This window comes from Streptomyces sp. NPDC005775, assembly GCF_042871565.1.
Lineage (GTDB): Bacteria > Actinomycetota > Actinomycetes > Streptomycetales > Streptomycetaceae > Streptomyces.
This window is the reverse complement of record NZ_JBIAIU010000012.1, coordinates 24411-50316: the sequence shown is the minus strand read 5'-3', so window position 1 is coordinate 50316 and position 25906 is coordinate 24411. Positions and strand designations below refer to the sequence as shown.

At 70.6% G+C, this 25906-nt stretch carries 20 protein-coding genes and 1 tRNA gene; 13 read left to right on the top strand and 8 right to left on the bottom strand.

Annotation, left to right across the window (positions count from 1 at the left end; all coding sequences use genetic code 11):
- Window positions 1–30 precede the first annotated feature (30 nt).
- From ACFYPA_RS26070 to ACFYPA_RS26060, 3 genes are all read left to right on the top strand, one after another.
- Window positions 31–741, top strand: coding sequence for a response regulator transcription factor (locus tag ACFYPA_RS26070; RefSeq protein WP_359082458.1), 711 nt, complete (start codon window positions 31–33; stop codon window positions 739–741).
- Window positions 738–2189 (top strand): HAMP domain-containing sensor histidine kinase, encoded by a 1452-nt coding sequence (locus tag ACFYPA_RS26065; protein WP_359082459.1) that lies wholly within the window; start codon window positions 738–740, stop codon window positions 2187–2189. The genes ACFYPA_RS26070 and ACFYPA_RS26065 overlap by 4 nt, the downstream gene beginning before the upstream one ends.
- Before the next feature lie 128 nt (window positions 2190–2317).
- Entirely contained in the window at window positions 2318–3811 is a 1494-nt protein-coding gene (locus ACFYPA_RS26060; RefSeq protein WP_359082460.1) for a cellulose binding domain-containing protein, read from the top strand.
- 150 nt (window positions 3812–3961) lie between these two features.
- Here ACFYPA_RS26060 and leuA read toward each other — a convergent pair whose 3' ends face one another.
- Window positions 3962–5752: a 2-isopropylmalate synthase gene (gene leuA, locus ACFYPA_RS26055; RefSeq protein WP_359082461.1), complete on the bottom strand. Its 1791-nt coding sequence runs from the start codon at window positions 5750–5752 to the stop codon at window positions 3962–3964.
- Window positions 5753–5927: 175 nt separating this feature from the next.
- Here leuA and ACFYPA_RS26050 point away from each other — a divergent pair, with 175 nt between their 5' ends.
- The 6 genes from ACFYPA_RS26050 to ACFYPA_RS26025 all read left to right on the top strand — a co-directional run bounded on the left by ACFYPA_RS26050 (window position 5928) and on the right by ACFYPA_RS26025 (window position 13739).
- Entirely contained in the window at window positions 5928–6623 is a 696-nt protein-coding gene (locus ACFYPA_RS26050; RefSeq protein ID WP_359082508.1) for an FCD domain-containing protein, read from the top strand.
- Window positions 6624–7315: 692 nt separating this feature from the next.
- On the top strand, window positions 7316–8644 hold the full coding sequence (locus ACFYPA_RS26045) for an extracellular solute-binding protein (RefSeq protein WP_359082462.1): 1329 nt from the start codon (window positions 7316–7318) through the stop codon (window positions 8642–8644).
- A gap of 208 nt (window positions 8645–8852) precedes the next feature.
- Complete coding sequence (locus ACFYPA_RS26040; RefSeq protein ID WP_359082463.1) at window positions 8853–9851, top strand: sugar ABC transporter permease; 999 nt, start codon at window positions 8853–8855, stop codon at window positions 9849–9851.
- Between the two features lie 15 nt (window positions 9852–9866).
- Window positions 9867–10787: a carbohydrate ABC transporter permease gene (locus tag ACFYPA_RS26035; protein ID WP_359082464.1), complete on the top strand. Its 921-nt coding sequence runs from the start codon at window positions 9867–9869 to the stop codon at window positions 10785–10787.
- Window positions 10788–10931: 144 nt separating this feature from the next.
- Window positions 10932–12392: a beta-glucosidase gene (locus ACFYPA_RS26030; RefSeq protein ID WP_359082465.1), complete on the top strand. Its 1461-nt coding sequence runs from the start codon at window positions 10932–10934 to the stop codon at window positions 12390–12392.
- A 315-nt stretch (window positions 12393–12707) separates the two neighbouring features.
- The gene (locus ACFYPA_RS26025) at window positions 12708–13739 is read left to right on the top strand and encodes a LacI family DNA-binding transcriptional regulator (RefSeq protein WP_359082466.1); all 1032 of its coding nucleotides are present in this window, start codon (window positions 12708–12710) and stop codon (window positions 13737–13739) included.
- Between the two features lie 163 nt (window positions 13740–13902).
- Here ACFYPA_RS26025 and ACFYPA_RS26020 read toward each other — a convergent pair whose 3' ends face one another.
- Entirely contained in the window at window positions 13903–14274 is a 372-nt protein-coding gene (locus ACFYPA_RS26020; RefSeq protein ID WP_359082467.1) for a helix-turn-helix domain-containing protein, read from the bottom strand.
- Between the two features lie 91 nt (window positions 14275–14365).
- Here ACFYPA_RS26020 and ACFYPA_RS26015 point away from each other — a divergent pair, with 91 nt between their 5' ends.
- Both ACFYPA_RS26015 and ACFYPA_RS26010 read left to right on the top strand, forming a co-directional pair.
- Complete coding sequence (locus tag ACFYPA_RS26015; protein ID WP_389134446.1) at window positions 14366–15205, top strand: SDR family oxidoreductase; 840 nt, start codon at window positions 14366–14368, stop codon at window positions 15203–15205.
- A 154-nt stretch (window positions 15206–15359) separates the two neighbouring features.
- A complete protein-coding gene (locus ACFYPA_RS26010) occupies window positions 15360–16988 on the top strand; it encodes a right-handed parallel beta-helix repeat-containing protein (protein WP_389134443.1) in 1629 nt (542 codons plus the stop codon).
- A 99-nt stretch (window positions 16989–17087) separates the two neighbouring features.
- Here the strand turns inward: ACFYPA_RS26010 and ACFYPA_RS26005 are convergent, their stop codons facing one another.
- From ACFYPA_RS26005 to ACFYPA_RS25990, 4 genes are all read right to left on the bottom strand, one after another.
- The gene (locus ACFYPA_RS26005; RefSeq protein WP_389134442.1) at window positions 17088–18635 is read right to left on the bottom strand and encodes an FMN-binding glutamate synthase family protein; all 1548 of its coding nucleotides are present in this window, start codon (window positions 18633–18635) and stop codon (window positions 17088–17090) included.
- Window positions 18636–18882: 247 nt separating this feature from the next.
- Window positions 18883–18955 (bottom strand) — tRNA-His (locus tag ACFYPA_RS26000).
- Window positions 18956–19115: 160 nt separating this feature from the next.
- Complete coding sequence (gene orn / locus ACFYPA_RS25995) at window positions 19116–19718, bottom strand: oligoribonuclease (protein WP_359082471.1); 603 nt, start codon at window positions 19716–19718, stop codon at window positions 19116–19118.
- Between the two features lie 10 nt (window positions 19719–19728).
- Window positions 19729–20916 (bottom strand): helix-turn-helix domain-containing protein, encoded by a 1188-nt coding sequence (locus ACFYPA_RS25990; RefSeq protein WP_359082472.1) that lies wholly within the window; start codon window positions 20914–20916, stop codon window positions 19729–19731.
- Window positions 20917–21862: 946 nt separating this feature from the next.
- Here ACFYPA_RS25990 and ACFYPA_RS25985 point away from each other — a divergent pair.
- Window positions 21863–22384: a universal stress protein gene (locus tag ACFYPA_RS25985; protein WP_359082473.1), complete on the top strand. Its 522-nt coding sequence runs from the start codon at window positions 21863–21865 to the stop codon at window positions 22382–22384.
- A gap of 380 nt (window positions 22385–22764) precedes the next feature.
- Window positions 22765–23337, top strand: coding sequence for an acetate uptake transporter (locus ACFYPA_RS25980; RefSeq protein WP_359082474.1), 573 nt, complete (start codon window positions 22765–22767; stop codon window positions 23335–23337).
- A 105-nt stretch (window positions 23338–23442) separates the two neighbouring features.
- Here the strand turns inward: ACFYPA_RS25980 and glmS are convergent, their stop codons facing one another.
- A complete protein-coding gene (glmS, locus tag ACFYPA_RS25975; protein WP_389134438.1) occupies window positions 23443–25272 on the bottom strand; it encodes a glutamine--fructose-6-phosphate transaminase (isomerizing) in 1830 nt (609 codons plus the stop codon).
- 104 nt (window positions 25273–25376) lie between these two features.
- Window positions 25377–25652 carry a hypothetical protein gene (locus tag ACFYPA_RS25970; protein WP_359082476.1) on the bottom strand — a complete coding sequence of 92 codons (276 nt, stop codon included), beginning with the start codon at window positions 25650–25652 and terminating at the stop codon, window positions 25377–25379.
- Window positions 25653–25906: the final 254 nt, after the last annotated feature.

The window sequence follows — 25906 nt, the reverse complement described above, 5'->3', positions numbered from 1 at the left end:
CGCGGTGTCCGATGGCGTACGGTGCCGCCCATGCCAAGTGTGCTCGTGGTCGAGGACGACCAGTTCGTACGTTCCGCCCTCATCCGGCACCTGACCGAGGCCTCCCACACGGTGCGCAGTGTCGGTACCGCGCTCGAAGCGCTGCGCGAGGTCGCCCACTTCCGCTTCGACGTCGTCATCCTCGACCTCGGGCTGCCCGATCTCGACGGCGCCGAGGCGCTGAAGATGCTCCGCGGCATCACCGACGTCCCCGTCATCATCGCGACCGCGCGCGACGACGAGAGCGAGATCGTCCGGCTGCTCAACGACGGCGCCGACGACTACCTGACCAAGCCGTTCTCCGTGGAGCACCTCTCGGCCCGGATGGCCGCCGTGCTGCGCCGCTCGCGGGCCGCCGCGGGCGAGGCCACGCCACCGCTCGTCATCCAGGTCGGCGGGCTCTCCATCGACCCGCTGCGGCGCCGGGCCGAACTGGACGGCACCGCGCTCGACCTCACCCGGCGCGAGTTCGACCTGCTGACCTTCCTGGCCGGCCGGCCCGGCGTCGTCGTCCCGCGCAAGGAACTCCTCGCGGAGGTCTGGCAGCAGTCCTACGGGGACGACCAGACCATCGACGTCCACCTCTCGTGGCTGCGCCGGAAGCTGGGCGAGACCGCCGCCCGGCCCCGCTACCTGCACACCCTGCGCGGCGTCGGCGTCAAGCTCCAGCCGCCCGCCGCGCCCCCGGAGCAGCCCGCATGAGATGGGCCCTGGTCAAGGTCTGCCTGGCCGTGACCGCGATGGTCGTGGTCGCCTTCGCCGTCCCGCTGGGCCTCGTCATCAAGGAGATGGCGCGCGACCGCGCCTTCTCGGACGCCGAACGGCAGGCCGCGACGATCGCCCCCACGCTCTCCATCACCACCGACCGCACCGAGCTGGAGACGGCCGTCCTCACCACCGAACCGGGAGCCGCGGGCCGGATGGCCGTCCACGTCCCCGCCTCCGGCGAGGCCGACGGCGTGGCCGTGGAGATCGGCAGCCGGCGCGCCACCCGCAAGGACCTGGAGACCGTACGGGAGTCGGGGCGCGCCTCCATCACCGAAGTGGCGGGCGGCTCCGCGCTGCTCCAGCCGACCGCGCTGGGTTCCCGGGGCACCGTCGTCGTCGAGGTGTTCGTGCCGGAGGACGAGGTCTCCAACGGCGTCGCCACCGCCTGGCTGATGCTGGCGGCGGTCGGCATCGCGCTGATCGTCGGCTCGGTCGCGGTGGCCGACCGGCTCGGCGTACGCATGGTGGAACCGGCCCGGCGGCTCGCGGGCGCCGCGCAGGACCTGGGGGAGGGGCGGCTCGGCACCCGGGTGCCGGAGGACGGGCCGACCGAACTGCGGTCCGCGGCAGCAGCGTTCAACTCCATGGCCGACCAGGTCGTCCAGCTCCTCGCCAACGAGCGTGAACTGGCCGCCGACCTCTCGCACCGGCTGCGCACCCCGCTCACCGTGCTCCGGCTCAACGCCGCCTCGCTCGGCGAGGGCCCGGCGGCCGAGCAGACCCGGGCGGCCGTCCAGCAGTTGGAGCGCGAGGTCGACACGATCATCCGGACCGCCCGCGAACAGCGCCCGCAGACCCAGGGGCAGAGCGGCGGACCCGGCGCCGGCTGCGACGTCTCCGAGGTGATCCGCGAGCGGATGGCCTTCTGGTCCGCGCTGGCCGAGGACGAGGGCCGCGAGGTGCGCCTCGCGGGAGTGGACCGTACGGTACGCATCCCGGTCGCCCGCCCCGAACTGGCGGCCGCACTCGACGCGTTGCTCGGCAACGTCTTCCGGCACACGGCGGAGGGCACCGCCTTCGCCGTGGACGTCCACCACAGCGGCGACGCGGTGATCGTGCTCGTCTCGGACGCCGGCGGCGGCATCGCCGACCCGAAGGCCGCCCTGGCACGCGGCGGCAGCGGGCGCGGCGCGGACGGGGGCGCGGTGGGCTCGACCGGACTGGGCCTCGACATCGTCCGCCGGGTCGCGGAGTCCACCGGCGGCGACGTGCGGATCGGGCGCTCGGTGCTCGGCGGCACGGAGGTGCGCGTATGGATCGGGCTCGACGGACAGCGGCCACAGCGGCGCGGGCGCGGCCACCGGGTGGGCCGGCAGCGGCGCGGAGTGTCCGGGCGCCGTGCGAAGCTCCGATTCCGCTCCGGTGCGGGCCCGAACCTTTAGCGCGGCCGATGGGCTCCTTAAGCCAACCCTAAGAACATCAACTCCGGTCCGGATCATGCCGTTTGTCGGATTCGGTGCGGCTAGCGTGCTGCCGCATCCCCACTTCCGTACGACGAGGCAGGAACGCGATGGGCACCAGCACGCACCGGCGCACGGCGAGCACCAGGACCAAGGCGATCGGCTCGGTCGTCGCCGCGGCCGTGATCGGCGGCACGGTCTTCGCCCTCACCGGCACGGCCCAGGCGGCGGCGGTCGGCGCCGCGTACACGAGGACCAGCGGATGGACCGGCGGATACACCGGCCAGTACGTCGTCACCAACGACACCGACCAGGTCAAGACCGGCTGGACCCTCGAGTTCGACCTGCCGGTGGGCACGAAGCTCAGCTCCCTGTGGAACGGTGAGCACACCGTCAGCGGCAGCCACGTCACCGTGAAGCCGGCGAGCTGGAACAAGGAGCTCGCCCCCGGCAAGTCCGTCACCGTCGGCTTCGTCACCAGCTCCGACGGCACGGCCGCCGACCCCACCGGCTGCCTCATCGACGACGCCACGTGCTCCGTCGACACCGGCGCGACACCGGAGCCGAGCGGCCGCCCGACCGAGACCGCGACCCCCACCCCGACCGCTCCGGCCACCCCCACCGCTCCGGCCACCCCCACGGAGAAGCCCACCGCGACCGCCACACCGACCCCCACGCCGACCCGGCCCGGCGGCAGCGGTGGCACGGCGAGCGGCGCGGGCTTCGCCCCGTACGTCGACACCTCGCTCTACCCGGCGTTCGACCTGGCCGGCACCGCCGCCAAGACCGGGGTGAAGCAGTACACGCTCGCCTTCATCACCTCCGGCGGCAGCTGCGCCCCGCTCTGGGGCGGGGTCACCGGCCTCGGCGACGACCACGTCGCCTCCCAGATCGGCGCCCTGCGCGCGGCCGGCGGCGACGTCCGGGTCTCCTTCGGCGGCGCCTCCGGCTCCGAACTGGCGCTCAACTGCACGTCGGCCGCCGATCTCGCCACCGCCTACGGCAAGGTCGTCGACACATACGGGCTGACCAAGGTCGACTTCGACATCGAGGGCGGCGCGCTGCCCGACACGGCTGCCAACTCCCGTCGCTCCCAGGCCATCGCCCAGCTCCAGAAGTCCCACCCCGGCCTGGACGTCTCCTTCACCCTGCCGGTGATGCCCGAGGGCCTGACCCAGCCCGGTGTGGACCTGATCGCCGACGCGAAGAAGAACGGCGTGGACGTCGGCGCGGTCAACGTCATGGCGATGGACTACGGCGCCTCGTACAGCGGTGACATGGGCACGTACGCCATCCAGGCGGCGACGGCCACCCAGGCGCAGATCAAGGGCGTGCTGGGCCTCTCCGACGCGGACGCGTGGAAGACCGTCGCCGTCACGCCGATGATCGGCGTGAACGACGTCGCCACGGAGGTCTTCAAGGTGGAGGACGCCACCCAACTGGTGGCCTTCGCCCAGGAGAAGGGCCTCGCCTGGCTGGCGATGTGGTCGGGCACGCGCGACAAGGAGTGCGCGGGCGGGCCGAAGCCCTCCGCGGACGCCTCGTGCAGCTCGATCGCGCAGGAGCCGCTCGCCTTCACGAAGGCGTTCGGCGCCTACAAGTAGCCACCCGCACGTAGCCACCTACAAGTAGCCACCTTCAAGCAGCCACCTTCCCGTAGCCACCTTCCCCCGCCCGTGCATCCCGGCCGGCCCCCACACTCCCCCCACCCGGCCGGGGTGCGCGCCCCTGTGCGCGGTGAACCGCGCACCTCGTCACTCCGCCCGGTTCACCGCCGACAGCACCGCCGCCACCGACGCCGCCACGCTCGACGCGCCCCGGCCCGCGCCCCAGCGCTCGGCCCCGCCGACCCGGCAGCGGGCGTACGCCGTCACCGTCGCCTCCGGCCCCTGCGAGCCGTGCTCCGCGAAGTCGAGCACCGTGACCTTCACCCCGGCGCCCTCCAGCGCATCCGTGAAGGCGCCCACCGGGCCGCTGCCGGCGCCCTCGTAGTCGCCCTCGCGCCCGTCCACCCGCAGCGTGCAGACGAACCTCTCCGCGGAGCCGTCCGCGGACCTCTCCGCCGACCATGCGGTCAGGGCGACCGAGCCGTCCCGCCCGGGGGACAGGTATGTCGCGTCGAACAGGTCCCACAGGTCCTTCGGCGTGGCCTCCAGACCACTGTCGTCCGTCGCCTCCTGCACCGTGCGGGAGAAGTCCGCCCTCATCCCCGCCGGCAGGTCCACCCCGTGGTTGCTCCGCAGCAGGTGGGCGATGCCTCCCTTGCCGGACTGGCTGTTGACCCGGATGACCGCCTCGTACGTGCGCCCCACGTCCGCCGGGTCGATCGGCAGGTACGGAACCGACCACAGCTCCGAGTCGCTGCTCGCGTGGTGGGCGAATCCCTTGCTGATCGCGTCCTGGTGGGTGCCCGAGAACGCGGTGTACACCAGGTCGCCGCCGTACGGATGGCGCGGCGGCACCGGCAGCCGGTTGCAGTGCTCGACCGTGCGGCGGATCTCGTCGATGTCCGAGAAGTCGATCATCGGGTCGACGCCCTGGGCGTGCAGGTTGAGGGCCAGGTTGACCAGGTCGACGTTGCCCGTGCGCTCCCCGTTGCCGAACAGGCAGCCCTCCACGCGCTGTGCCCCCGCCAGCACGGCGAGCTCCGCGCAGGCCACGCCCGTACCGCGGTCGTTGTGCGGGTGGACGGAGAGGATCACGGAATCGCGGCGGCCCAGATGGCGGTGCATGTACTCGATCTGGTCGGCGTACACATTGGGCGTCGCGATCTCCACCGTGGCCGGGAGGTTGTGGATGACCGGCCGGTCCGGCGAGGCGTCCCACAGCTCGGTGAGGCTGTCGCAGATCTCCAGGACGTAGTCGGGCTCGGTCAGGACGAAGACCTCGGGCGAGAACTCGAACCGGATGTCCGTCCCGGGCCTGGCCCGCGCCAGCCGGTCCATCTGCCGCGCGGCGTCCAGCACCACACCGTGCACCTCGGCCCGGCCGCGTCCGAGGACGACGTCCCGCCAGACGGGCGCGGTCGGGATGTAGAGGTGGACGACCACCCGGTCCATCCCCGCGACGGACTCGAAGGTCCGCTCGATCAGCTCGGGCCTGGCCGGGGTGAAGACGACCACGGTCACGTCGTCGGGCACGGCCCCGCTCTCCGCCAGATGCCGTACGAAGCCGAAGTCGGTGCGGCTCGCGGACGGGTAGCCGATCTCGATCTCCTTGTAGCCCATCGCGACGAGCAGATCGAACATCCGGCGCTTGCGCGGGGTGTCCATCGGTTCCGCCAGTGCCTGATTGCCGTCGCGCAGGTCTACGGGAACCCAGAGGGGCGCGCGGTCGATACGGGCCTGCGGCCAGCTCCGGCCCGTCAGCGGGATGTCGACCCGGTCGAACGCCGGACGGTAGCGGTGCGAGGGCATCGAGCTGGAGCGTTGCGGGTTCCAGCGGGGCGCCGCCTCGGGTACGGGGCCGCGGGGCGTGCAGATCGTGGGGAAGCTGTGCATCGGTGACAGGACGTCGGACGCGGACTCGGACATGGGCTCGGGCATGAACGGGGTCTCTTCTCGCATCGCCGAATGCGACCGGCACAGCACGGCACCCCGCGGCGGGGTGCCGATCGCTTCAGGCCCCGCCGCGGCAGCCGAGAAGGAGGAGACCGCGGTACGTCATGATCGGTACAGTAACCAGAAACCAAGTCCTCAGACAACCTGACAGGTGAAACTCGTGTCCTCGCTCGGCCCGCTCCGCCCCAGCCCCCTGGTCGAACAGGCCACACGTCATCTGCGCGAGCAGATCACCGAAGGGCACTGGCCGGTCGGCACGAAGATCCCCGGCGAGACCACGCTCGCCAAGACGCTGGGTGTGGGCCGCTCCACCGTGCGCGAGGCGGTGCGTACGCTCGCCACGCTCGGACTGCTCCAGCCCCGCCAGGGCGCCGGCGTCTTCGTCATCGCCGCCCACGAGACGCAGGAGTGGCCGGTCCGGCTGCGGCGGGCCGCGGTCACCGACGTCTACGAAGTGCGCATGCTGATCGAGGTCCAGGCCGCCCGGCTCGCCGCCCGCCGCCGCACCGACGAGGATCTGATCGCCCTGGACGCGGCGCTCGCGGCGCGGCGGGCGGCGGGCGCCGCGTCGGACGACGCCGCGTTCGTGGACGCCGACATCGCCCTGCACCGTACGGTCGTGGCGGCCGCCCACAACCCCGTACTCACCGATCTCTTCGCCGAGTTCGCCCCCGCCCTGCGGCAGGCCCTGATCGACCTGGTGGACCTGCTCGGGCTGCGCCGCGGAGACCCGCAGCACGGTGAAGCCCAGCATCGGGCGCTGGTCACCGCCGTGGTGGCGGGTGACGCGGAGTCGGCCGGCCGGGCGGCCCAGGCGGAGCTGCAGCACACCCTGGACCGCCTGCGCGCGGCCTGAGGGCGCTCGGTGCGCCCCGCACCTGCCCGCCCCCCGCCCCGCCTTCCATCGCACTGCCCCACGTGTCCAGTTGGCCCGGTTCGTCCCGGCGGGCCGGGCCGCCCCGGCAGCCCGGCTTGCCCGGATCCGCGGCTTCCGTCGGGCCTCGTTCAGGTCACCGGCCGGGTCGTCGTTTCAGCCACCGTCCGGCGCTCGACTTCGGGGAAAGAACGCGGAGGTGGGTCTGGGCACCCCCTGGGCGTGGCGTCCCGTTCACCTTCCGGTGGACCCGGTCGAAGGAATCGGGGGTGGCGGAGGGTGTTTCCGGGGGTTGCCGGAAAACCGGCGCGCTCGGGTCCGCTTCCTGGAGCCAGCGGCAAGATCCACTCCCAAGAGGGCTGCCACCTGCGGGAATTCGGGAATCGGTCCATCCGCTTCCGATGGTGACGCGCTTTGGCAAGCCTTCGGCCGGACACGGTCTCGTGACTTGCAGGACACGCTCGCGCAACGGAAGCGTCTTCAACTCTTGACACCCACCCCTCCCAGGCAGCAACCTTCCGACATCGACGCATGGGAGCGCTCCCACATCGCAAGAGGATTTCTCGTGCGAACGGCACTGCCCGTGCCTTCCCCCCGAACCATCCGGCACCCGCACTCACCAGCGGGAATGCCACGCAGTGAGCCAGTCCCACCCTGGAACAAGGAGTAGTGGAATGCGTATCACCCGCACCGCCGCCGGTCGGAGCCGCAGAGTCGCGGTTCTGGCCACCACGGGCCTGACAGCCACGGCCCTGTTGCTGACCGGCTGCAGCAGCGACTCGGACGATTCGGACAGCACGGGCGCCGACGCGAACGGGAAGATCACGCTGACCGTCGCCGACTTCGGGCAGTTCGGTTACAAGGAAGCCGGTCTCTTCGCGAAGTACCACGAGCTTCACCCGAACATCACGGTGAAGGAAGAGACCACCGCCAAGGAGGAGGACTACTACCCCAAGCTGCTCCAGCAGCTGAACTCGGGCAGTGGTCTGGCCGACGTCCAGGGCCTCGAGGTCGGACGCATCAAGGAGCTCGTCGACACCCAGTCGGACAAGTTCGCCGACCTGAGCAAGGTCATCGACGTCAACGAGTGGGTGTCCTGGAAGGAGAAGCAGGCCACCTCGAAGGACGGCAAGGTGATCGGCGCGGGGACCGACATCGGCCCGATGTCGCTCTGCTACAACACCGAGCTCTTCAAGAAGGCCGGCCTGCCGACCGACCGCAAGGAAGTCGCCGCGAAGTTCGCCGGGGGCTGGGAGGACTACCTCAAGCTCGGTGAGGAGTACAAGAAGAACGCGCCCAAGGACACGTACTTCATGGACTCCGCCAGCGCGATGTTCAACGCCGTGGTGAGCTCGAACGCGAAGCAGTACTACGACGAGAGCGGCAAGGCGATCTACAAGGAGAGCCCCAGCGTCAAGCAGGGGTGGAACCTTTCGGCCGAGGCCGCGGACAAGGGCCTGACCCAGGGCCTCGCCCAGTTCAGTGACCCGTGGAAGGCCGCGCTGCGCAAGAGCACGATGGCCACCGTCGTCTGCCCGGCCTGGATGGCCGCCCAGATCTCGGTGAACGCCGGTGACGCCAACAAGGGCAAGTGGGACATCACCACCGCCCCCGGCTCGTCTGCCGCCAACTGGGGTGGATCGTTCCTCGGTGTGCCGAAGTCCGGCAAGAACGTCGACGAGGCCGGCAAGCTCGTGAAGTGGCTGACCGCCCCCGAGCAGCAGGCCGCCGTTTTCAAGGCCGTCGGCCTCTTCCCGTCCAACAAGGGTGCGTACGAACTGGCCGACGTGAAGAACGGCAAGCTCCCGTACTTCAGCGACGCGCCGATCGGCGAGATCTACGCCGATGAGGCCAAGTCCATCCCCGAGGCCGTCATCGGCCCGAAGGACGCCGACATCAAGCAGGCCATCTCCACCCAGATCAACAACATGGAGCAGCGCGGAACCAAGCCTGACAAGGCCTGGGACGCGGCGACGGATCAGATCGACAAGGTGATCGGCTGACGTTCGCAGCGGCGGGCGGCCCCCGGGCCGCCCGCACCTGCACGTCTCCATCCCGCGAGGGCGTGGCCGTGCGGGACGCGTCTGCCGGCGGGCTTGCACGGGGCGACCGGGTACCTCCCCGGCCGCCCCGTGGAAGCCCACCGCACGCCTCCTCGGCCCCTGCCTCGTACCCGGGTAACCCAAGCACTCCAGGGAAGGAATCCCGCCCGTGGCCACCTCGTCTCCCACCCGGGACGTATACACCCCGCCGCCCCCCGGATCACAACGGAAGTCGGCGAGCACCCGCCGGCAGACGTGGCGGAGCCGCCTCTGGCGGTTCGACGACAAGGCGTCGCCGTACGCCTACATCGCCCCGTTCTTCCTGGTCTTCGGCGCCTTCGGGCTCTATCCGCTGATCTACACCGGCTGGATCGCCCTGCACCGGGTCGAGATGACCGGCCTGGACCAGATGGAATGGGTCGGCTGGGGCAACTTCGACAAGATCCTGCATGACTCGGAGTTCTGGACGGCCGTCACCAACACCTTCCTGATCGGTGTCATGTCGACGGTTCCGCAGCTGCTCGTCGCGCTCGGTCTGGCGCACCTGCTGAACTACAAGCTCCGCGCCAGTACCTTCTGGCGGACCGTCATCCTGACCCCGTACGCCACCTCGGTGGCCTCCGCGGCCCTCGTCTTCGCCCTGGTCTTCCGGGCCGACGGCGGTCTGCTGAACTGGGCGCTGGAGTTCGTCGGCCTCGGTGACACCAACTGGGCCAACGGCCACTGGACGTCCAAGATCGCCATCTCGGTCATCGTGATCTGGCGTTGGACCGGCTACAACACGCTGATCTACCTCGCCGCTATGCAGGCCGTGCCGTCCGATCTGTACGAGGCCGCCTCGCTGGACGGCGCCTCGCGCTGGCAGCAGTTCCTCAAGGTGACCATCCCCTCGCTGCGGCCCACGATCCTGTTCACGATCGTCATCTCGACCATCGGTTCCATGCAGCTGTTCGGTGAGCCGCTGCTGTTGGAGGGTGGCGCGCTCGGTGCGACCGGCGGCAGCGAGAACCAGTACGAGACGCTCAGCATCTACCTCTTCAACTACGGCTGGAAACTGGGTCATCTCGGTCCGGCCGCCGCAGTGGCCTGGGCGATGCTCGCCATCCTGCTGATCATCGCCGCGGTCAACTGGCTCATCGGCCGCTTCGTACGCAAATCCGCGGTCTGACCGGGAGCGATATCCATGACCATCACCAGCCCCACCAAAGCCCCTGGGTCCGTCCGCCCGGTGCGCACCGCCCATCGCGCGCAGAAGCGCCCGAGCCGTTTCAAGCCCGGTGCCGGGCAGCAGATGAAGGGCGGTCCGTTCGCCTACATCGCCCTGACCGTCGTCGGCATCGGCTCGCTGCTGCCGCTGTACTGGACCCTGGTAGCCGCGTCCCACACCCAGGACGAAGTCCTGGCCACCACCCCGCCCTTCCTGCCCGGTGGACGGCTGTTCCACAACCTGGAAGCCGCCTGGGAGCAAGCCAACCTGGGCAAGGCGATCGTCAACAGCTTCATCGTCTCCGGCTGCATCACGCTGGCGACGCTCTTCTTCTGCACCCTGGCCGGCTACGCCTTCGCCAAGATGCGCTTCCGCGGCCGCGGCGCGCTGATGACCGCGGTGATCGCGACCCTGACCATTCCGCCGCAGCTCAGCGTCGTCCCGCTGTTCATGATGATGGCCGACCTCGGGTGGGGCGGAAGCCTCGAGTCGGTGATCTTCCCGACCCTGGTCAGCGCGTTCGGCGTGTTCTTCATGCGGCAGTACCTGATCGAGGCGCTGCCGTACGAGCTGATCGAGGCCGCCAAGATCGACGGTGCGAGCAACATCCGTATCGTGCGGAGCGTCGTGATCCCGGTGGCCCGCCCCGCGATGATGGTGCTGGGCATGCTCACCTTCGTCCAGTCGTGGAACGACTTCTTCTGGCCCTACCTCGCGCTGAACCAGCAAAACCCCACCCTTCAGGTGGCCCTCGGCTCACTGAAGGCCTCCTACACCCCCGACGAGAGCATCGTGATGGCCGGCGCGCTGATCAGCACGCTGCCGCTGCTCGTGGTGTTCGTCATCTTCGGCAAGCAGATCGTCGGCGGGATCATGTCCGGCGCCGTCAAGGGCTGACATCCTCCGGCCGTTCCCCGGCCGCCGCCTCCTCCACTTCCCGGAACTCCCGTACGGCCCGTACCTGACCGCGGGCTGTACGGGCTCCGGAGTTCCACCCCTTCTTTCCCGCCCCTGTCCGTCCACACCTGGGAGCGCTCCCGCATGACTGCCGTCCGACCCGACATCGCCCCGAAGCAGGCGCCCGAGGCAACGCAATTCCCGACGGGCTTCGTCTGGGGAGCGGCGACCGCCGCCTACCAGGTCGAGGGTGCCGCGGCCGAGGACGGCCGCACCCCGTCCATCTGGGACACCTTCAGCCGTACGCCGGGCAAGGTCCGCAACGGCGACACCGGTGACATCGCCGCGGACCACTACCACCTCTACCGCGACGACGTGGCGCTGATGAAGCGGCTGGGGCTGAAGGCGTACCGCTTCTCCATCTCCTGGTCCCGCGTGCAGCCCACCGGCCGCGGCCCCGCCGTCGAACGCGGACTGGACTTCTACCGCAAGCTCGTCGACGAACTGCTCGAGGCGGACATCGCCCCCGTCGCGACCCTCTACCACTGGGACCTGCCCCAGGAGCTGGAGGACGCCGGCGGCTGGCCCCAGCGGGTCACCACCGACCGGTTCGCCGACTACGCCGCGATCATGGCGGGTGCCCTCGGCGACCGGGTCGCGACCTGGACCACCTTCAACGAGCCGTGGTGCTCGGCCTTCCTCGGATACGGCTCCGGTGTGCACGCCCCCGGCCGCACCGAGCCCGCGTCCGCCCTGCGGGCGGCCCATCACCTCAACCTCGCCCATGGCCGGGCGATCGAGGTTCTGCGCGATCAACTCCCCGCTGGCGCGCAGACCTCGGTCACCCTCAACCTCCACCAGGTCCGCCCGCTGACCGCGAGCGCGGCCGACGCGGATGCCGCCCGCCGGATCGAGGCGGTCGGCAACCGGATCTTCACGGGTCCGATGCTGCGCGGTGAGTACCCCGAGGACCTGCTCGCCGACACCGCGCACCTGGTGGACTGGTCGAAGCTGGTCCAGGACGGCGACCTGGCCGCCATCTCCCGCCCGGTCGACATCCTGGGCATCAACTACTACACGCCGACGCTGGTCTCCACCCCCGAGAAGGGTGTGGCGGGCAGTGGCAACGATGTCCACGGCTCCAGCGTGTTCTCCCCGTGGCCCGGCTCCGAGCACGTGGCCTTCCACCTCGCCGAGGGGAAGGAGCGCACCGCCATGGACTGGCCGATCGACCCCAACGGGCTCTACAACCTGCTGATGGACGTCACCCGCGACCACCCCGGCCTGCCGCTGATGGTCACGGAGAACGGCGCCGCCTTCGACGACTACGTGTCGCCCGAGGGCCGGGTGGAGGACCCCGAGCGGATCTCCTACCTGCACGGCCACCTCGACGCCGTGCAGCGGGCGGTGGCCGACGGCGCGGACGTCCGCGGCTACTTCCTCTGGTCGCTGATGGACAACTTCGAGTGGGCGTACGGCTATTCGAAGCGCTTCGGAACGGTGTACGTCGACTACGCCTCCCAGCGCCGCATCCCCAAGGCGAGCGCCCACTGGTACTCCGACGTGATCCGCCGTCACGCCCTGCCGCCGGCCGACCTCGCCTGATTTTCGCGCCACCCCGAGAGAGCACCTGAGACCCGGCCCAGTGCCGGGTCTCAGTCATGTCCGGCCGTGTCCGCGTCGCGTTCGAGTCGTCTCCGCGTCGCGCCTGCTCCGCCTCCGCGTCGCGCCGGCGGGCCATTTCTCCGCCCCCGCCTCCGGACCTGCGGGGTCCGCTTGACCACGCGCGTAGAGTGGGAGCGCTCCCATGATGTGGGCCGGGCAACGGCGGCCCGCTGCCGCCGAGTGTCAAGGGATCCCACGCCAGGACTTGGTTTGGTTATCCGACTGTGAGAAATTGACCGCGAACGGGAGGCAGCCATGACGGCAGCGCGAGTACGGAGCGGGGGCCGGCCCACGCTCGAAGAGGTCGCGGCACGGGCGGGGGTGGGGCGCGGCACCGCCTCGCGGGTCATCAACGGTTCGCCACGGGTCAGCGCGCACACGCGCGAGGCGGTGGAGGCGGCCGTCGCCGAACTCGGGTACGTACCCAACCGCGCGGCCCGCGCCCTGGCGGGGAACCGGACGGAGGCCATCGCGCTCGTCGTGCCCGAGTCGGAGACGCGCTTCTTCGCGGAGCCCTACTTCTCCGGCATCGTCCGCGGGGTGGGCGCCGCTCTCGCCGACACCGAGATGCAGCTGCTGCTCACCCTCGTCGGCAGCGACCGTGAACGCCGCAGGCTCGCCCAGTACTTGACCGCGCACCGCGTGGACGGCGTATTGCTGGTCTCGGTACACGCCGATGACCCGCTGCCCGATCTGCTGGAACAACTCGGCATGCCCGCCGTCATGAACGGCCGCAGGTCCGCCACCGAGCCGCTGCCCTCGGTCGACTCGGACAACTTCGAGGGTGCCCGCGGCGCCGTCGAGCACCTGGTCTCCCGGGGCCGCCGCTCCATCGCCACCATCACCGGCCGGCTGGACGTCTACGCCGCCCAGCGGCGCCTCGACGGCTACCGCAGGGCCCTGTCCGACGCGGGCCACGAACCCGACGAACGGCTGATCGCCCCCGCCGACTTCTCCGAGGAGGCCGGCGTCCGGGCCATGCGCGAACTGCTCGCCCGCCGCCCGGACGTGGACGCGGTCTTCGCCGCGTCCGACCTGATGGCCGCGGGCGCCCGTCAGGTGCTGCGCGAGGCCGGCCGCCGCATCCCGGACGACGTGGCCCTCATCGGCTTCGACGACTCGGCGGTGGCCCGGCACATGGACCCGGCGCTCACGAGTGTGCGCCAGCCGATCGAGGAGATGGGCCGGGCCATGACCCGTGTCCTCCTGGACCAGATCGCGGGCGAGAACACCGAGCGCCCGCAGATCGTGCTGCCGACGGAACTGGTGGTGCGGGACTCGTCGTGAGGACGGGCGCGCGGGGACCGTGCGAGCGTCGCCGAGTCCCCGTGCCCGGCCGGCGGCGGCTTCGCGGGTCGAGCCACCGTCGGGCAGCGGGCGTCAGGTACCCCCCGGCGCGGTGAAAGGGCGAGGTGCCGGGCCGTTCCGGCTTCCCCTCGCGATGGCCGTGTTATTCCGCGCTGCGCGGCGCCAGGCGTCGGGTGATCCGATCGAACAGCTCCGTCAGCGGCTCGCCGACGTCCCGGCCGAACTCGGTCAGCCCGTAGGTGACCTGGGGCGGCGTCGTCGGTTCGACCTCCCGCCAGACCACGCCGTCCTGGACCAGCGCGCGCAGGGTCTGGGCAAGCATCTTCTCGCTGATGCCCTGGATGCTGTCGCGCAGCTCGTAGAACCGGAGGCTGTTGCTCCGCAGCGAGATCAGCACCCAGACGCCCCACCTGCTGGTCACATGGTCGACCGCGGCCCGCGCGGGGCAGTCGGTGTGAAACACGTCATACCGCTTCACTGCCTCGGCCTGCCTGTCCTGCACGCTTCCCGTCATGTCATGAGCTTACCCAAAGGTATGTCCTTACGGAAAGTTAGCTCGGCTCCTAGCGTGCAGACCACAGAGGACAACTGACGAGGAGCTGACCATGATCGTGGTGACCGGGGCTACCGGAAACATCGGCCGACCGTTGACGCAGGCGCTGGCCGAGGCGGGCCGGCAGGTGACGGCTGTGTCACGGCACACGGCGGCGGTGCCGGCCCGCGTCCGCCACGTGGTGGCCGACCTGACCGAGCCGGCCGGCCTCAAGCCCGCGCTGGCGGGGGCGGAGGCGTTGTTCCTGCTGCTGTCCGGCGACCTGCATGCCGCTGGAGCAAGCCCTGCCGACATCATCGGGGAAGCCGTGGACAGCGGGGTCCGCCGGGTCGTGCTGCTCTCCACGCTGGGTGTGGCGACCAGGCCGTTCGGCTCGACGCGGATCGCGATGCGCGAACTGGAGGACACCCTGCGGGAGTCCGGCCTGGAGTGGACCATCCTGCGGCCGGGCGGCTTCGCCTCCAACGCGCTGTGGTGGGCCGAGTCCGTCCGCGCGCAACAGGTCGTCGCCGCGCCCTTCGGCGATGTCGGGGTGCCGATCATCGACCCCGCGGACATCGCCGAGGTCGCGGCAGCCTGCCTGCTGGATGACCGGCACACCGGCGGTGTCTACGAGCTGACCGGCCCGGAGGTGATCACCCCGCGCCGGCAGGCGGAGGCCATCGCCGCCGCACTGGGCTCGCCGGTGAGGTTCCACGAGCTCACCCGCGAGGAGGCCAAGGCCGCCATGACCCGGAGCATGCCGGCGGAGCTCGCCGACGACACCCTGGACATCCTCGGTTCCCCGAGCCCGGCCGAGCTGCGCGTCAGCCCGGACGTCCAGCGGGTGCTCGGTCGCGCCCCGCGCACCTTCGCCGACTGGGCCGCCCGCAATGTCGCGGCGTTCCGCTGAGATGAGGCAGAGCCGCCGGAGCGGCGCCGGGCACCGTCTCCGGCGCCCCTGACAACTCCGGTGGCAGGATGGCCCCGCGGCCGCTGAGCCCGCCATGGCTCGGGCCCCGGGGCCGCATCCGTGCCACGACACGCCCCTCGGAGGAAGACACCCCATGGACAGACGCGCCCTGATGCTGGCGACCGGCGGACTTTTCGGCGGCGTCGGCGCCGCACAGGCGATGGCGGGTTCGCCGGCCGTCGCCGCCGGGACGGACACCGCGACCGGCCCCGTCTTCGACGTGCGGGCCTACGGCGCGGTCGGCGACGGCGTCACCGACGACACGTCGGCCTTCCGCCAGGCGCTGACGGCCGCGCGGGAGGTCGCGGGCGGCGGAGCGACGCTGCTGGTCCCGGCGGGCAGTTACCCACTCGGGGAGCCCCTGCTGCTGGGCCAGGGCATGACCGTGCGCGCGTACGGAGCCCTGCTGTTCCGGACGGGCAACACCTCGGCCCTGGTGAAGAACTACACCACTGGCATGCCTCCGGTCGCCCGGTACGGCGGAGTCGGGAACATATCCGTCCACGGCGGTACCTGGGACATGCGCGGCAGCAGGTTCACCTCGACCTGCCCCGCGTTCGTCTTCACCCATGCCGATGGCTTCACCGTCCGCGACGCCACCGTGCTCGATGTCCCCGAGGCACACGCCCTCGAACTCAACGCGGTACGGCGGGTCAGGATCACCGACTGTCTCTTCGACGGGGTGTACGTGGCGCCCGGTGTGCCCGGCGTGCCCAACCGGCACGAGGCCGTGCAGATCACCGGAGCGACCAACGCGTACAACCTGCCGGCGCCCGACTACGACGGCACCCCCTGCGAGGACGTGCTGATCTCCGGCTGCACGTTGCGCAACTCCTCGTCCGCCAAAGCCCCCTTCGACGCGCTGTGCGGCGACCACTACGTCGCCTCCGCCGGCTCACCCCGGCCCCTGCACCGGAACATCCGGATCCTCGGGAACCGGGTGGAGAGCAGCGGCGCGTACGGCGTCCGCGCCACCGACTGGCAGCAGTCGGTGATCGCAGGCAACACGATCGACTCGGCGGCGGTCACCGGCATCTACGTCAGTTCCGGTTCCGGCAACCCGGTGCAGGACATCGCGGTGACCGGCAACACCGTGCGCGGGACCGGCACCGGGGGCGCGATCGTGGTCTCCAACACCGGCGCGGGGCGCAATGGTTCGGTGGTCATCAGCGACAACCTCATCCGCGGGGTGGAGGGCGAGACGGGGATCTACGTCGGACAGACCGACGGCGCGTCGGTCACCGGCAACACCGTCGCCACGACCCGCCACCCGTCCGGTGGGAACGCCCAGGGGATCCAGATCCAGGACTGCCCCGACGCCGTGGTCACCGGCAACCACGTGTCGGACGTGGACGGCGACGGCATCGGCGTCGACAGCGGTTCGACGGGAGTGCTGGTCGCCCAGAACATCGTGCTGGACGCGGCCCGCAACGGGATCTCCGCCGCCTCCTCCGACATCGCCCTGCGCGACAACCGGATCACCGGCGCGGGCTCGGCCGGTCTGGCGGGCACCTACGCCGTCCGCATCGGCGGGAACGCCGTGAACGTGTCGTGCCAGGGCAATGTGTCCCGCCCCGGCGACGGTACGGGCGCCGAGGCGGGCATCGCCGTGATGGCCGGCAGCCAGGGCGCCTGGGTGAGGGGCAACGATCTGCGCGGCTGGGGTGCGGCGGCGGTCCTCGACCGGGGCACCGGGACCGTGGCAGCCGACAACCTCGGCTGAGCCGGCGGCCCGTGCGGGTGGGCGGGGCGAGGCCGGGCGGATCCACGCCCGCGCCTCGGCACACAGCCCCTCCCCGCCCCGCCCCGGGCGGCATCGTCGTCACTCAGCGGCGGTCTCACGGAGAGGGGCCGGCTCGGTGGTGAGGGGTGCGGTGATCGCCCGGGCGAGCTCGGGGCCGAGCTCGCCCCAGCCGTCCTTGTAGCCGTAGACGCTCGCCAGTGCGCGGGCGTCGTAGTCGCCGTTCATGATCTCGATGTCGCTGGTGGTGATGAGTCCCGGGTGGGCCACGCCGACGGCGCCGGAGATCTTCATCAGCTCCTTGCGCAGGGTGCGCAGGTAGACAGCCGCCCGCGTGGCCTTCGAGGGCGCGTCGACGCCGCGCACCAGCCACGGGTCCTGGGTGGCGATACCGGTGGGGCACTTGTCGGTGTGGCACTTCTGCGCCTGGATGCAGCCGATGGACAGCATCGCCTCGCGGCCGACGTTGATCATGTCGACACCCAGGGCGAACGCGACGACGGCGTTCTCGGGCAGGCCGAGCTTGCCGGAGCCGATGAAGGTGAGGTCATCGGTCAGACCCCGCTCGGCGAACGTGCCGTAGACGCGGGAGAAGCCCATCCGGAACGGCAGCGACACCGAGTCGGTGAAGATCAGGGGAGCCGCGCCGGTGCCGCCCTCGCCTCCGTCGACGGTCACGAAGTCGACGCCGCGATCACCGCGCGCCATCAGCGTGGCCAGCTCCTCCCAGAAGCTCATCTCCCCCACGGCGCTCTTGATCCCGACCGGCAGACCGGTCGCGTCGGCGAGCAGTTCGACGAAGTCGAGCATCGAGTCGACGTCGTGGAACGCTGTGTGCCGAGAGGGCGAGGCGCAGTCCTCACCGACCGGGATGCCGCGGATCTCGGCTATCTCGGGCGTCACCTTCGCGCCCGGCAGCAGCCCTCCGAGCCCCGGCTTCGCGCCCTGCGAGAGCTTGATCTCTATCGCCTTGACCGGGGCGCTCGCGACCACGTCCATGAGCTTCTCGAGGCTGAAGGTGCCGTCCTCGTCGCGGCAGCCGAAGTACGACGTACCGATCTGGAGGATGAGGTCACCGCCGTTGCGGTGGTACGGCGAGAGGCCGCCCTCGCCCGTGTTCTGCATCGCGCCGGCCAGCGCCGCGCCCTTGTTGAGCGCCGTGATGGCCGGGCCGGACAGCGATCCGAAGCTCATCGCCGAGATGTTCACGACACTCGCCGGCCGGAACGCCTTGGCGCGCCCGCGCGGGCCGCCCAGCACCTTCGCCGAGGGCAGCGGGCCCTGCGGGTCGTGCAGCTCGGGCAGCGTCCCGGCGAACGTCCGCTGCTTCACGTACGCGTGCCCTTGTACGTGCTCGACGTCCACGTCGGTTCCGAACCCGAAGTAGTTGTTCTCCTCCTTCGCCGACGCGTAGATCCAGGTGCGCTGGTCACGGCTGAACGGGCGCTCCTCCTCGTTGGACGTCACGACGTACTGCCGCAGCTCCGGCCCGATCGTCTCCAGCAGGTACCGGGCGTGTCCGATCACGGGGAAGTTCCTGAGCAGTGCGTGCTTCTTCTGGACGAGGTCGCGGGCAGCCACCAGTGCCAATGCCGCGGCGGCCGCCGCACCGATGCTCCGAGCGCGCATGAACGTTCCTCTCGTCGACTGCTCCGTACCCGACTCCATCCCTGCGTGATGGACGTCGTGGCGTTGCGCGACGGACGCGGCCGGGCAGGAATCGGCGTCCGACGACGAAACGCCACATGATGCTAGAAGTCGCGCGGACGGGCCGACGCGGCAGGGTGGGTGAGTGGGCCCCGCACCTGATCAGGGACCGACCCCGCACATGAGGAAGGGCCGATCCGCTTGCGCGGATCGGCCCTTCCTCATTCAGGGTGAGTAACGGGACTCGAACCCGCGACATCCTGGACCACAACCAGGTGCTCTACCGTCTGAGCTATACCCACCATGTCCGGGCGTTTCCGACCGGCCGAGAAAAAGTGTACAGGGTCTGAGAGGGTGCTCGCGCCCCCATTGTTCTGCCGCTGGTCCCGGCCCTCGAAAGAGCCGTGACCAGCAGCTTTCCCCAGGCCCTGGGGCCTTTCGTCGCGATCCGAACGAAAGGCCCTAGGCCGAGGGCTCCGACAGACGCGCCGCGATCGACTTCGCGCGCTCGGAGTCCGGGCCGGGCTGCGGGACGAAGACCGCCTCGCGGTAGTACCGCATCTCCGTGATGGAGTCACGGATGTCGGCGAGCGCCCGGTGGTTGCCGTTCTTGGCCGGACTGTTGAAGTACGCCCTCGGGAACCAGCGGCGGGCCAGTTCCTTGACCGAGGACACATCGACGATCCGGTAGTGGAGGTAGCCCTCCAGCGTCGGCATGTCCCGCGACAGGAAGCCGCGGTCCGTACCGACCGAGTTTCCGCAGAGCGGGGCCTTGCCGGGCTCCTTCACGTGCTCGCGGATGTAGGCCATGACCTTCTCCTCGGCGTCGGCCAGGGTGGTGCCCGCGGCCAGCTCGTCGAGCAGGCCCGAGGCGGTGTGCATCTGCCGCACCACCTCGGGCATGGTCTCCAGCGCCGCGTCCGGCGGGCGGATCACGATGTCCACCCCTTCGCCGAGCACGTTCAACTCCGAGTCGGTGACCAGCGCGGCCACCTCGATGAGTGCGTCTTCCGTCAACGAGAGCCCGGTCATCTCGCAGTCGATCCACACCATGCGGTCGTTCATGCGCCCCACCCTACGGGGCGCTCCGCTGTCCCGGCAGAGCTGGGCGGCCCGCGTCCGCGACGGCCGTGGACGGACCCGACGGGGACTGGCCCGCCGGCACCGGCGCCCGACGGTGCGCGGAGGTGCCCTGGGCGGGTACCACCGGCTCGGCCGCCGTCATGACCTGCTCCGGACCACCGCCCTGCGGACGGCGGGCCCGGTAGGCGGCCCGGTATGCGGCGGGGGAGGAGCCCAGCTGGCGCCGGAAGTGTCCGCGCAGCGCGACCGGCGAGCGGAAGCCGCAGCGGCCCGCGACCTCGTCGACCGAGTAGTCGGACGTCTCCAGCAGCCGCTGCGCCTGCAGCACCCGCTGGGTGATCAGCCACTGGAGCGGCGCGCTGCCGGTGAGCGAGCGGAACCTCCGGTCGAAGGTCCGTCGGCTCATGTAGGCGCGCGCGGCGAGCGTCTCCACGTCGAACTGCTCGTGCAGATGCTCCAGCGCCCAGGCCACGACCTCGGCGAGCGGGTCGGAGCCGATCTCCTCAGGTAAAGACCTGTCGAGGTAGCGCTCCTGGCCGCCACTGCGCCGGGGCGGCACGACGAGCCGGCGTGCCAGTGCCCCGGCGGCCTCCGTGCCGTGGTCCGAGCGGACTATGTGGAGGCAGAGGTCGATCCCCGCCGCGGTCCCGGCGGACGTGAGCACGTCGCCGTCGTCGACGAAGAGCTCGCGCGGATCGACGTGCACCGACGGGTAGCGCTTGGCCAGCGTCGGTGCGTACATCCAGTGTGTGGTGGCCGGGCGGCCGTCCAGCAGCCCGGCGGCGGCGAGCACGAAGGCTCCCGTGCACAGCCCCACGATGCGTGCGCCCTCCTCGTGGGCGCGGCGCAGCGCGTCGAGCGCCTCCACGGGCGGTGGGGAGGTGATCGAGCGCCAGGCGGGCACCACGACGGTGCCGGCCCTGCTGATCGCCTCCAGCCCGTAGGGCGCGGTCAGTTCGAGTCCCCCTGTGGTGCGCAGCGGTCCTTCTTCGCCGCTGCACACGAGCAACCGATATCGCGGAACTCCCGCGTCCTGGCGGTCGATCCCGAACACCGAGAGCGGAATGGAGCTCTCGAAGATGGGGCCACCGCTGAACAGCAGCACGGCGACGACCTCACGGCGTCGGCGCCCGCTCAGCTTCCGTACAGCCTCCGTTGCGGTGGCGGAGTCCTGGCTCATGACGCTAAGCCCCCCTCGGTGTTCGCGTCTTTCTGGTCCTTACGGGCCTGTCGCACCTGCACATGTCCCCTCGGTCGTGCACGAGTCCCCAGCCTTCGACACCCAAGATCGAATCTACTGCGTCCCGTGGTGCCGTCGTGACAAGTTCACCAACCGGCTTTATGTCGACAAGGCAACCTGGCGGGAAGCATTCGATCACGAAGCGTTTCACTCGTGAGTCGTGCAGGGAAGTGCGCCTGGCGTTCATGGCCCGTCCCCATGGGGTGGAAGCGTACCGCTTGGTCTCTTCCTGCCTGCTGGCAAGGGGGTTGATCGGCCAATTCGACAAGGAATCGACTGAACCCTGAAGTTGGCTGAAAACAAACGGTCGCGTGTGCGGAAACCAGTCGTTCTACCGGCGCACGACCCGAGAGGTGCCGTACTTCTGTGCGCCCCCTCGACCACGCGGAACGGGGCGGGACGAGCGAGTGCGACACGGGCGACCGGCGCCGGCGGGCAGCCGGACGTCGCCCGGCCGATCGCGCCGCTCGCGACTGCCCGGCGGGTTCCGGACGGGTGGGCGGGACGGGTGCGGGCGCGGGGTGATCCGTCGGGACGGCTCGGGTGGCGTTCCGGCGGTACGGGACGGCCCCGCGGGCCTCACGCGGCAGGTGTGCGGGGGCATGGGACACGGGGCTGACGGGCCGGGCCGCGCCCGGTCACCGGATGCGGGCGTCCGGGGCCGGGACGTCGGTGTACCGCGCAACCGGCATTGCCATACGGGGCGGTCTCGGGCATGCTCCGTGAAACGTCGCACGCGCTTTGCGCGGGTCTGGGCAGTGGAGGAGTGGCGCCGTACCCTTGGGGGTAAGGGGTTGGGAAGATGATTCCCGGACACCGCAACACCGCCCGCTGACGCAGTCCCCACGTCGCTCTCCTCACGAGGACTCTCTTCGCCGAGACACCGATGGCCGGTCACGAAATCCCCGAACCCGCGGACCGCAAGCAGGTAGCCGACCCTCGGTCGGACCAGCAGGCGGCCGAAGACGCACGCCATTCGTGCGATCCCGCCTTCCGGCACGGCGTCGTCGTCGGCTTCGACGGCTCGACCTCCAGCGAGCGGGCCCTCGCCTACGCCATCGGCATGGCCCGGCGGACGGGCTCCGGCCTGATCATCGTCCACGTAGCCAACCGGCTGCCGACCACGGTCTGGGCGGGCTGCGAGCCGCCCGTCTTCGTGGACGTCCCCGATCACCGCACCGAGGTCCTCGGCCTGGAGCTCGCCTGCGCCGACTACCTCACCGAGGTGCCGTGGGTGCTCGTCGAGCGCGGCGGGGACATCTGCCACGAGCTGGAGGAGGTCGGCCGGGAGTACTCGGCCGACGCGATCGTCGTGGGCTCCACGCACGGCATCGTCGGCCGGATCTTCGGCTCGGTGGCGGGCCGGCTGGCGCGCCGGGCGCAACGCCCGGTCGTCGTCATTCCGTAGCCCCTACCGGACCCGCCGTAGCCCCTGTCGCACCCGCCGTAGCTCCCGCCGCACCAGCTCCTCCTACCGCACCCGTCCGTATCCGCCGGTGTCGGTGGTGCACCCGCCCCCGTGATCCGTCCCCGTGGGGCCTCTTCCGCCCGTTCCGCCGCGTCGGCCGGCGACGGGCGGTCTGTTTCGGGTCGGTTCTGCGCCCGTGGCGATCAACTCCGGCCGACGGCCGGTCTCTTTCCGTCGGTCACGAGCGGACATGGCGTCAACTCGACTACAGAAACAGCGGAAAAGGCGAAGCTACCGGTCCGTAGAGGTGGATTGTGCGTTTGTGAAGGGTACATAAACGTCACTCGGAACAGCACGTTCGCATGCGAAGGGAGCCCGCCGTGGACAACGACGTCTCTGCGGGAAACACCAGCACCTCCACCCTCGGCCATCTCGCCCTGGGACTCACACTGTTGGCATTCGGGATCGGTCACACGGGGGCCGTGGACGGGGTGACGGCGGCCGACGCCGTCTCGCTCGCGCTCTATGTCGGCGGTATCGCCCTGTTCGTCGCCGGACTCCTGGAGTTCCGCGCGGGCAACGGCTTCACCGGCACCGCCTTCGCCGGACTGGGCGCCTTCTGGTTCACCTGGGGCACCGGGGCCGACGCCCGGGTCTCGGACCACGCGGCTGGGCTCTTCCTGCTCCTCTGGGCCCTGTTCGCGCTCACGCTGACGCTCGGGGCGTCAGGGCGCGGTCTGCTCGGTCAGGGGACGTACGGACTGCTGTTCCTGGCCCTACTGCTGCTGGGCGTCGGACAGTTCGCGGACAGCGGCTTCCTGGGCAGGGCGGGCGGCTGGTTCGCCGCGGTGGCCGGCCTCGCCGCCTGGTACGGAGCGACCGCGGCGTTGGCCCACTGGCCGACGTCGGTTCCGAAGCGTGCTGCCGGCCGGGGAGTGACGGCCACCGGCTGAGGCAGCCGCCCGGGCCGGTCCGGGCGGCACCGGCCCGCACAACAGAGCGGCCCGGCACCCACGGGAAGTGGGTGCGGGGCCGCTCTGCGCGATACGGCGGCGTGACTACTCCACCGTGACGGACTTCGCCAGGTTGCGCGGCTTGTCGATGTCCCGGCCCATGGCCAGCGCCGTGTGGTAGGCGAGCAGCTGCAGCGGGATGCCCATCAGGATCGGGTCCAGCTCGTTCTCGTTCTTCGGCACGATGATCGTGTGGTCGGCCTTCTCCTGCTCGCGGTGGGCCACGGCGAGGATGCGGCCGCTGCGGGCCTTGATCTCCTCCAGGGCCGCGCGGTTCTTCTCCAGCAGGTCGTCGTCCGGGACGATCGCGACCGTGGGGAGCGCCGGCTCGATGAGCGCGAGCGGGCCGTGCTTCAGCTCAGAGGTGGGGTAGGCCTCGGCGTGGATGTACGAGATCTCCTTGAGCTTCAGGGAGGCCTCCAGTGCGACGGGGTAGCCCCGGACGCGGCCGATGAACATCATCGACTGCGCGCCCGCGTACTCCTCGGCCAGCTTCTTGATCTCGTCCTCCGACTCGAGGATCCGGCCGATCTGCTCGGGCAGCTTGCGCAGCCCCTCGATGATCCGCTTGCCGTCGGAGACCGACAGGTCGCGGATGCGGCCCAGGTGCAGGGCGAGCAGCGCGAAGGCGACCACGGTGTTCGTGAAGCACTTGGTGGAGACGACGCAGACCTCGGGGCCCGCGTGGACGTACATGCCGCCGTCGGCCTCGCGGGCGATCGCCGAGCCGACGACGTTCACGACGCCGAGGACGCGGGCGCCCTTGCGCTTGAGCTCCTGGACGGCGGCCAGCACGTCGTACGTCTCGCCGGACTGGGAGACGGCGACGTACAGGGTGTCGGGGTCCACGACCGGGTTGCGGTACCGGAACTCGGACGCGGGCTCGGCGTCCGCGGGGATGCGGGCCAGCTCCTCGATGAGGCCGGCGCCGATCATGCCGGCGTGGTACGAGGTGCCGCAGCCCAGGATCTTGATGCGGCGGACCCCGCGGGCCTCGCGGGCGTCCAGGTTCAGGCCGCCCAGGTGCACGGTGGAGAAGCGGTCGTCGATGCGGCCGCGCAGCACGCGGTCCACGGCCTCGGCCTGCTCGGAGATCTCCTTGTGCATGTACGTGTCGTGGCCGCCCATGTCGTACGACTCGGCCTCCCACTCCACCGTGGTGGGCGTGGCCGTCGTGGTCGAGCCCTCGGTGGTGTACGTACGGAAGTCGTCGGCCTTGAGGGTGGCCATCTCGCCGTCGTCCAGGGTGACGATCTGGCGGGTGTGCGCGACCAGGGCCGCGACGTCGGACGCGACGAACATCTCCTTCTCGCCGATGCCGAGCACGACGGGGGAGCCGTTGCGCGCGACGACGATGCGGTCGTTGAAGTCGGCGTGCATGACGGCGATGCCGTACGTGCCCTCGACGGACTTCAGCGCCTCGCGGACCTTCTCCTCCAGGGTGACGGCCTGCGAGCGGGAGATCAGGTGGACCAGCACTTCGGTGTCGGTCTCGGAGAGGAAGACGACGCCGTCGGCGACGAGCTTCGCGCGGAGCTCGGAGGCGTTGTCGATGATGCCGTTGTGGACGACGGCGACCTTGTTGTCGGCGTCCATGTGCGGGTGGGCGTTCTCGTCGCTCGGTGCGCCGTGGGTGGCCCAGCGGGTGTGGGCGATGCCGGTGGTGCCGGTGAAGCGCTTGGGCACCCGGGACTCCAGCTCGCGGACCCGGCCCTTCGCCTTGACCATCTTCAGCGCGGCGGGCTTGCCGGCCGCCGGCTTTCCGGTGATGACGATGCCCGCGGAGTCGTAACCCCGGTACTCCAGCCGCTGCAGGCCCTCCAGCAGCAGCGGAGCCACATCACGCTTTCCGATATAACCGACGATTCCGCACATGGAGCCTCTGCCCTTCCATCGACGTACAGGTACGAACAAGCGAGTAAGCGGGTGCCCGGCCGGTGTTCCGGCCCGAGGCCCGAAGGCCCGGAGGTCTGCCGGTCTCAGCCGTAGACGATGCGGCGCAGCTGGCGGAGCGAGAGCTCCGGCGGCGCGACCGCCCGGTGCGGCAGCTCGGCCGAGATCCGTTCGAAGATCTCCGTGTTGACCAGGCCGCCCGACTGTAGTTCGCGGTGGCGACGGCGGACGAAGACGTCGGTCGTCTCGTCGAAGTAGGCCAGTACGTCGAGGATCACCCGGGCCGCCTCACCGCGCGGGAGAGCGGTGCTGCGCATCAGGTGGTCAATGAGGTCGTCGTACGACGAGCGGCGTTCGAGCACTCGTCGATATTGCGGTGGAAGGGGCTCGGACGCAACAATCCTGCCCGATATCGGGCAGGAAGGTGGTCGAGTGGCGTCCATTTTTCCGATCTGGGTGATTCTGTAGCGTCCGAGCCGACGCGTCCGGCCTCCGGTCCGGCCGTGACGGAGGGCGCCGGGGGTGACGGGGCGGATTCGGCCAGACGCCCCGGACGGTCGGCCACGTTCAGGTGTGGGTCATGGGGGGAAGTGGTCTACACCTTGACCATCCGTGA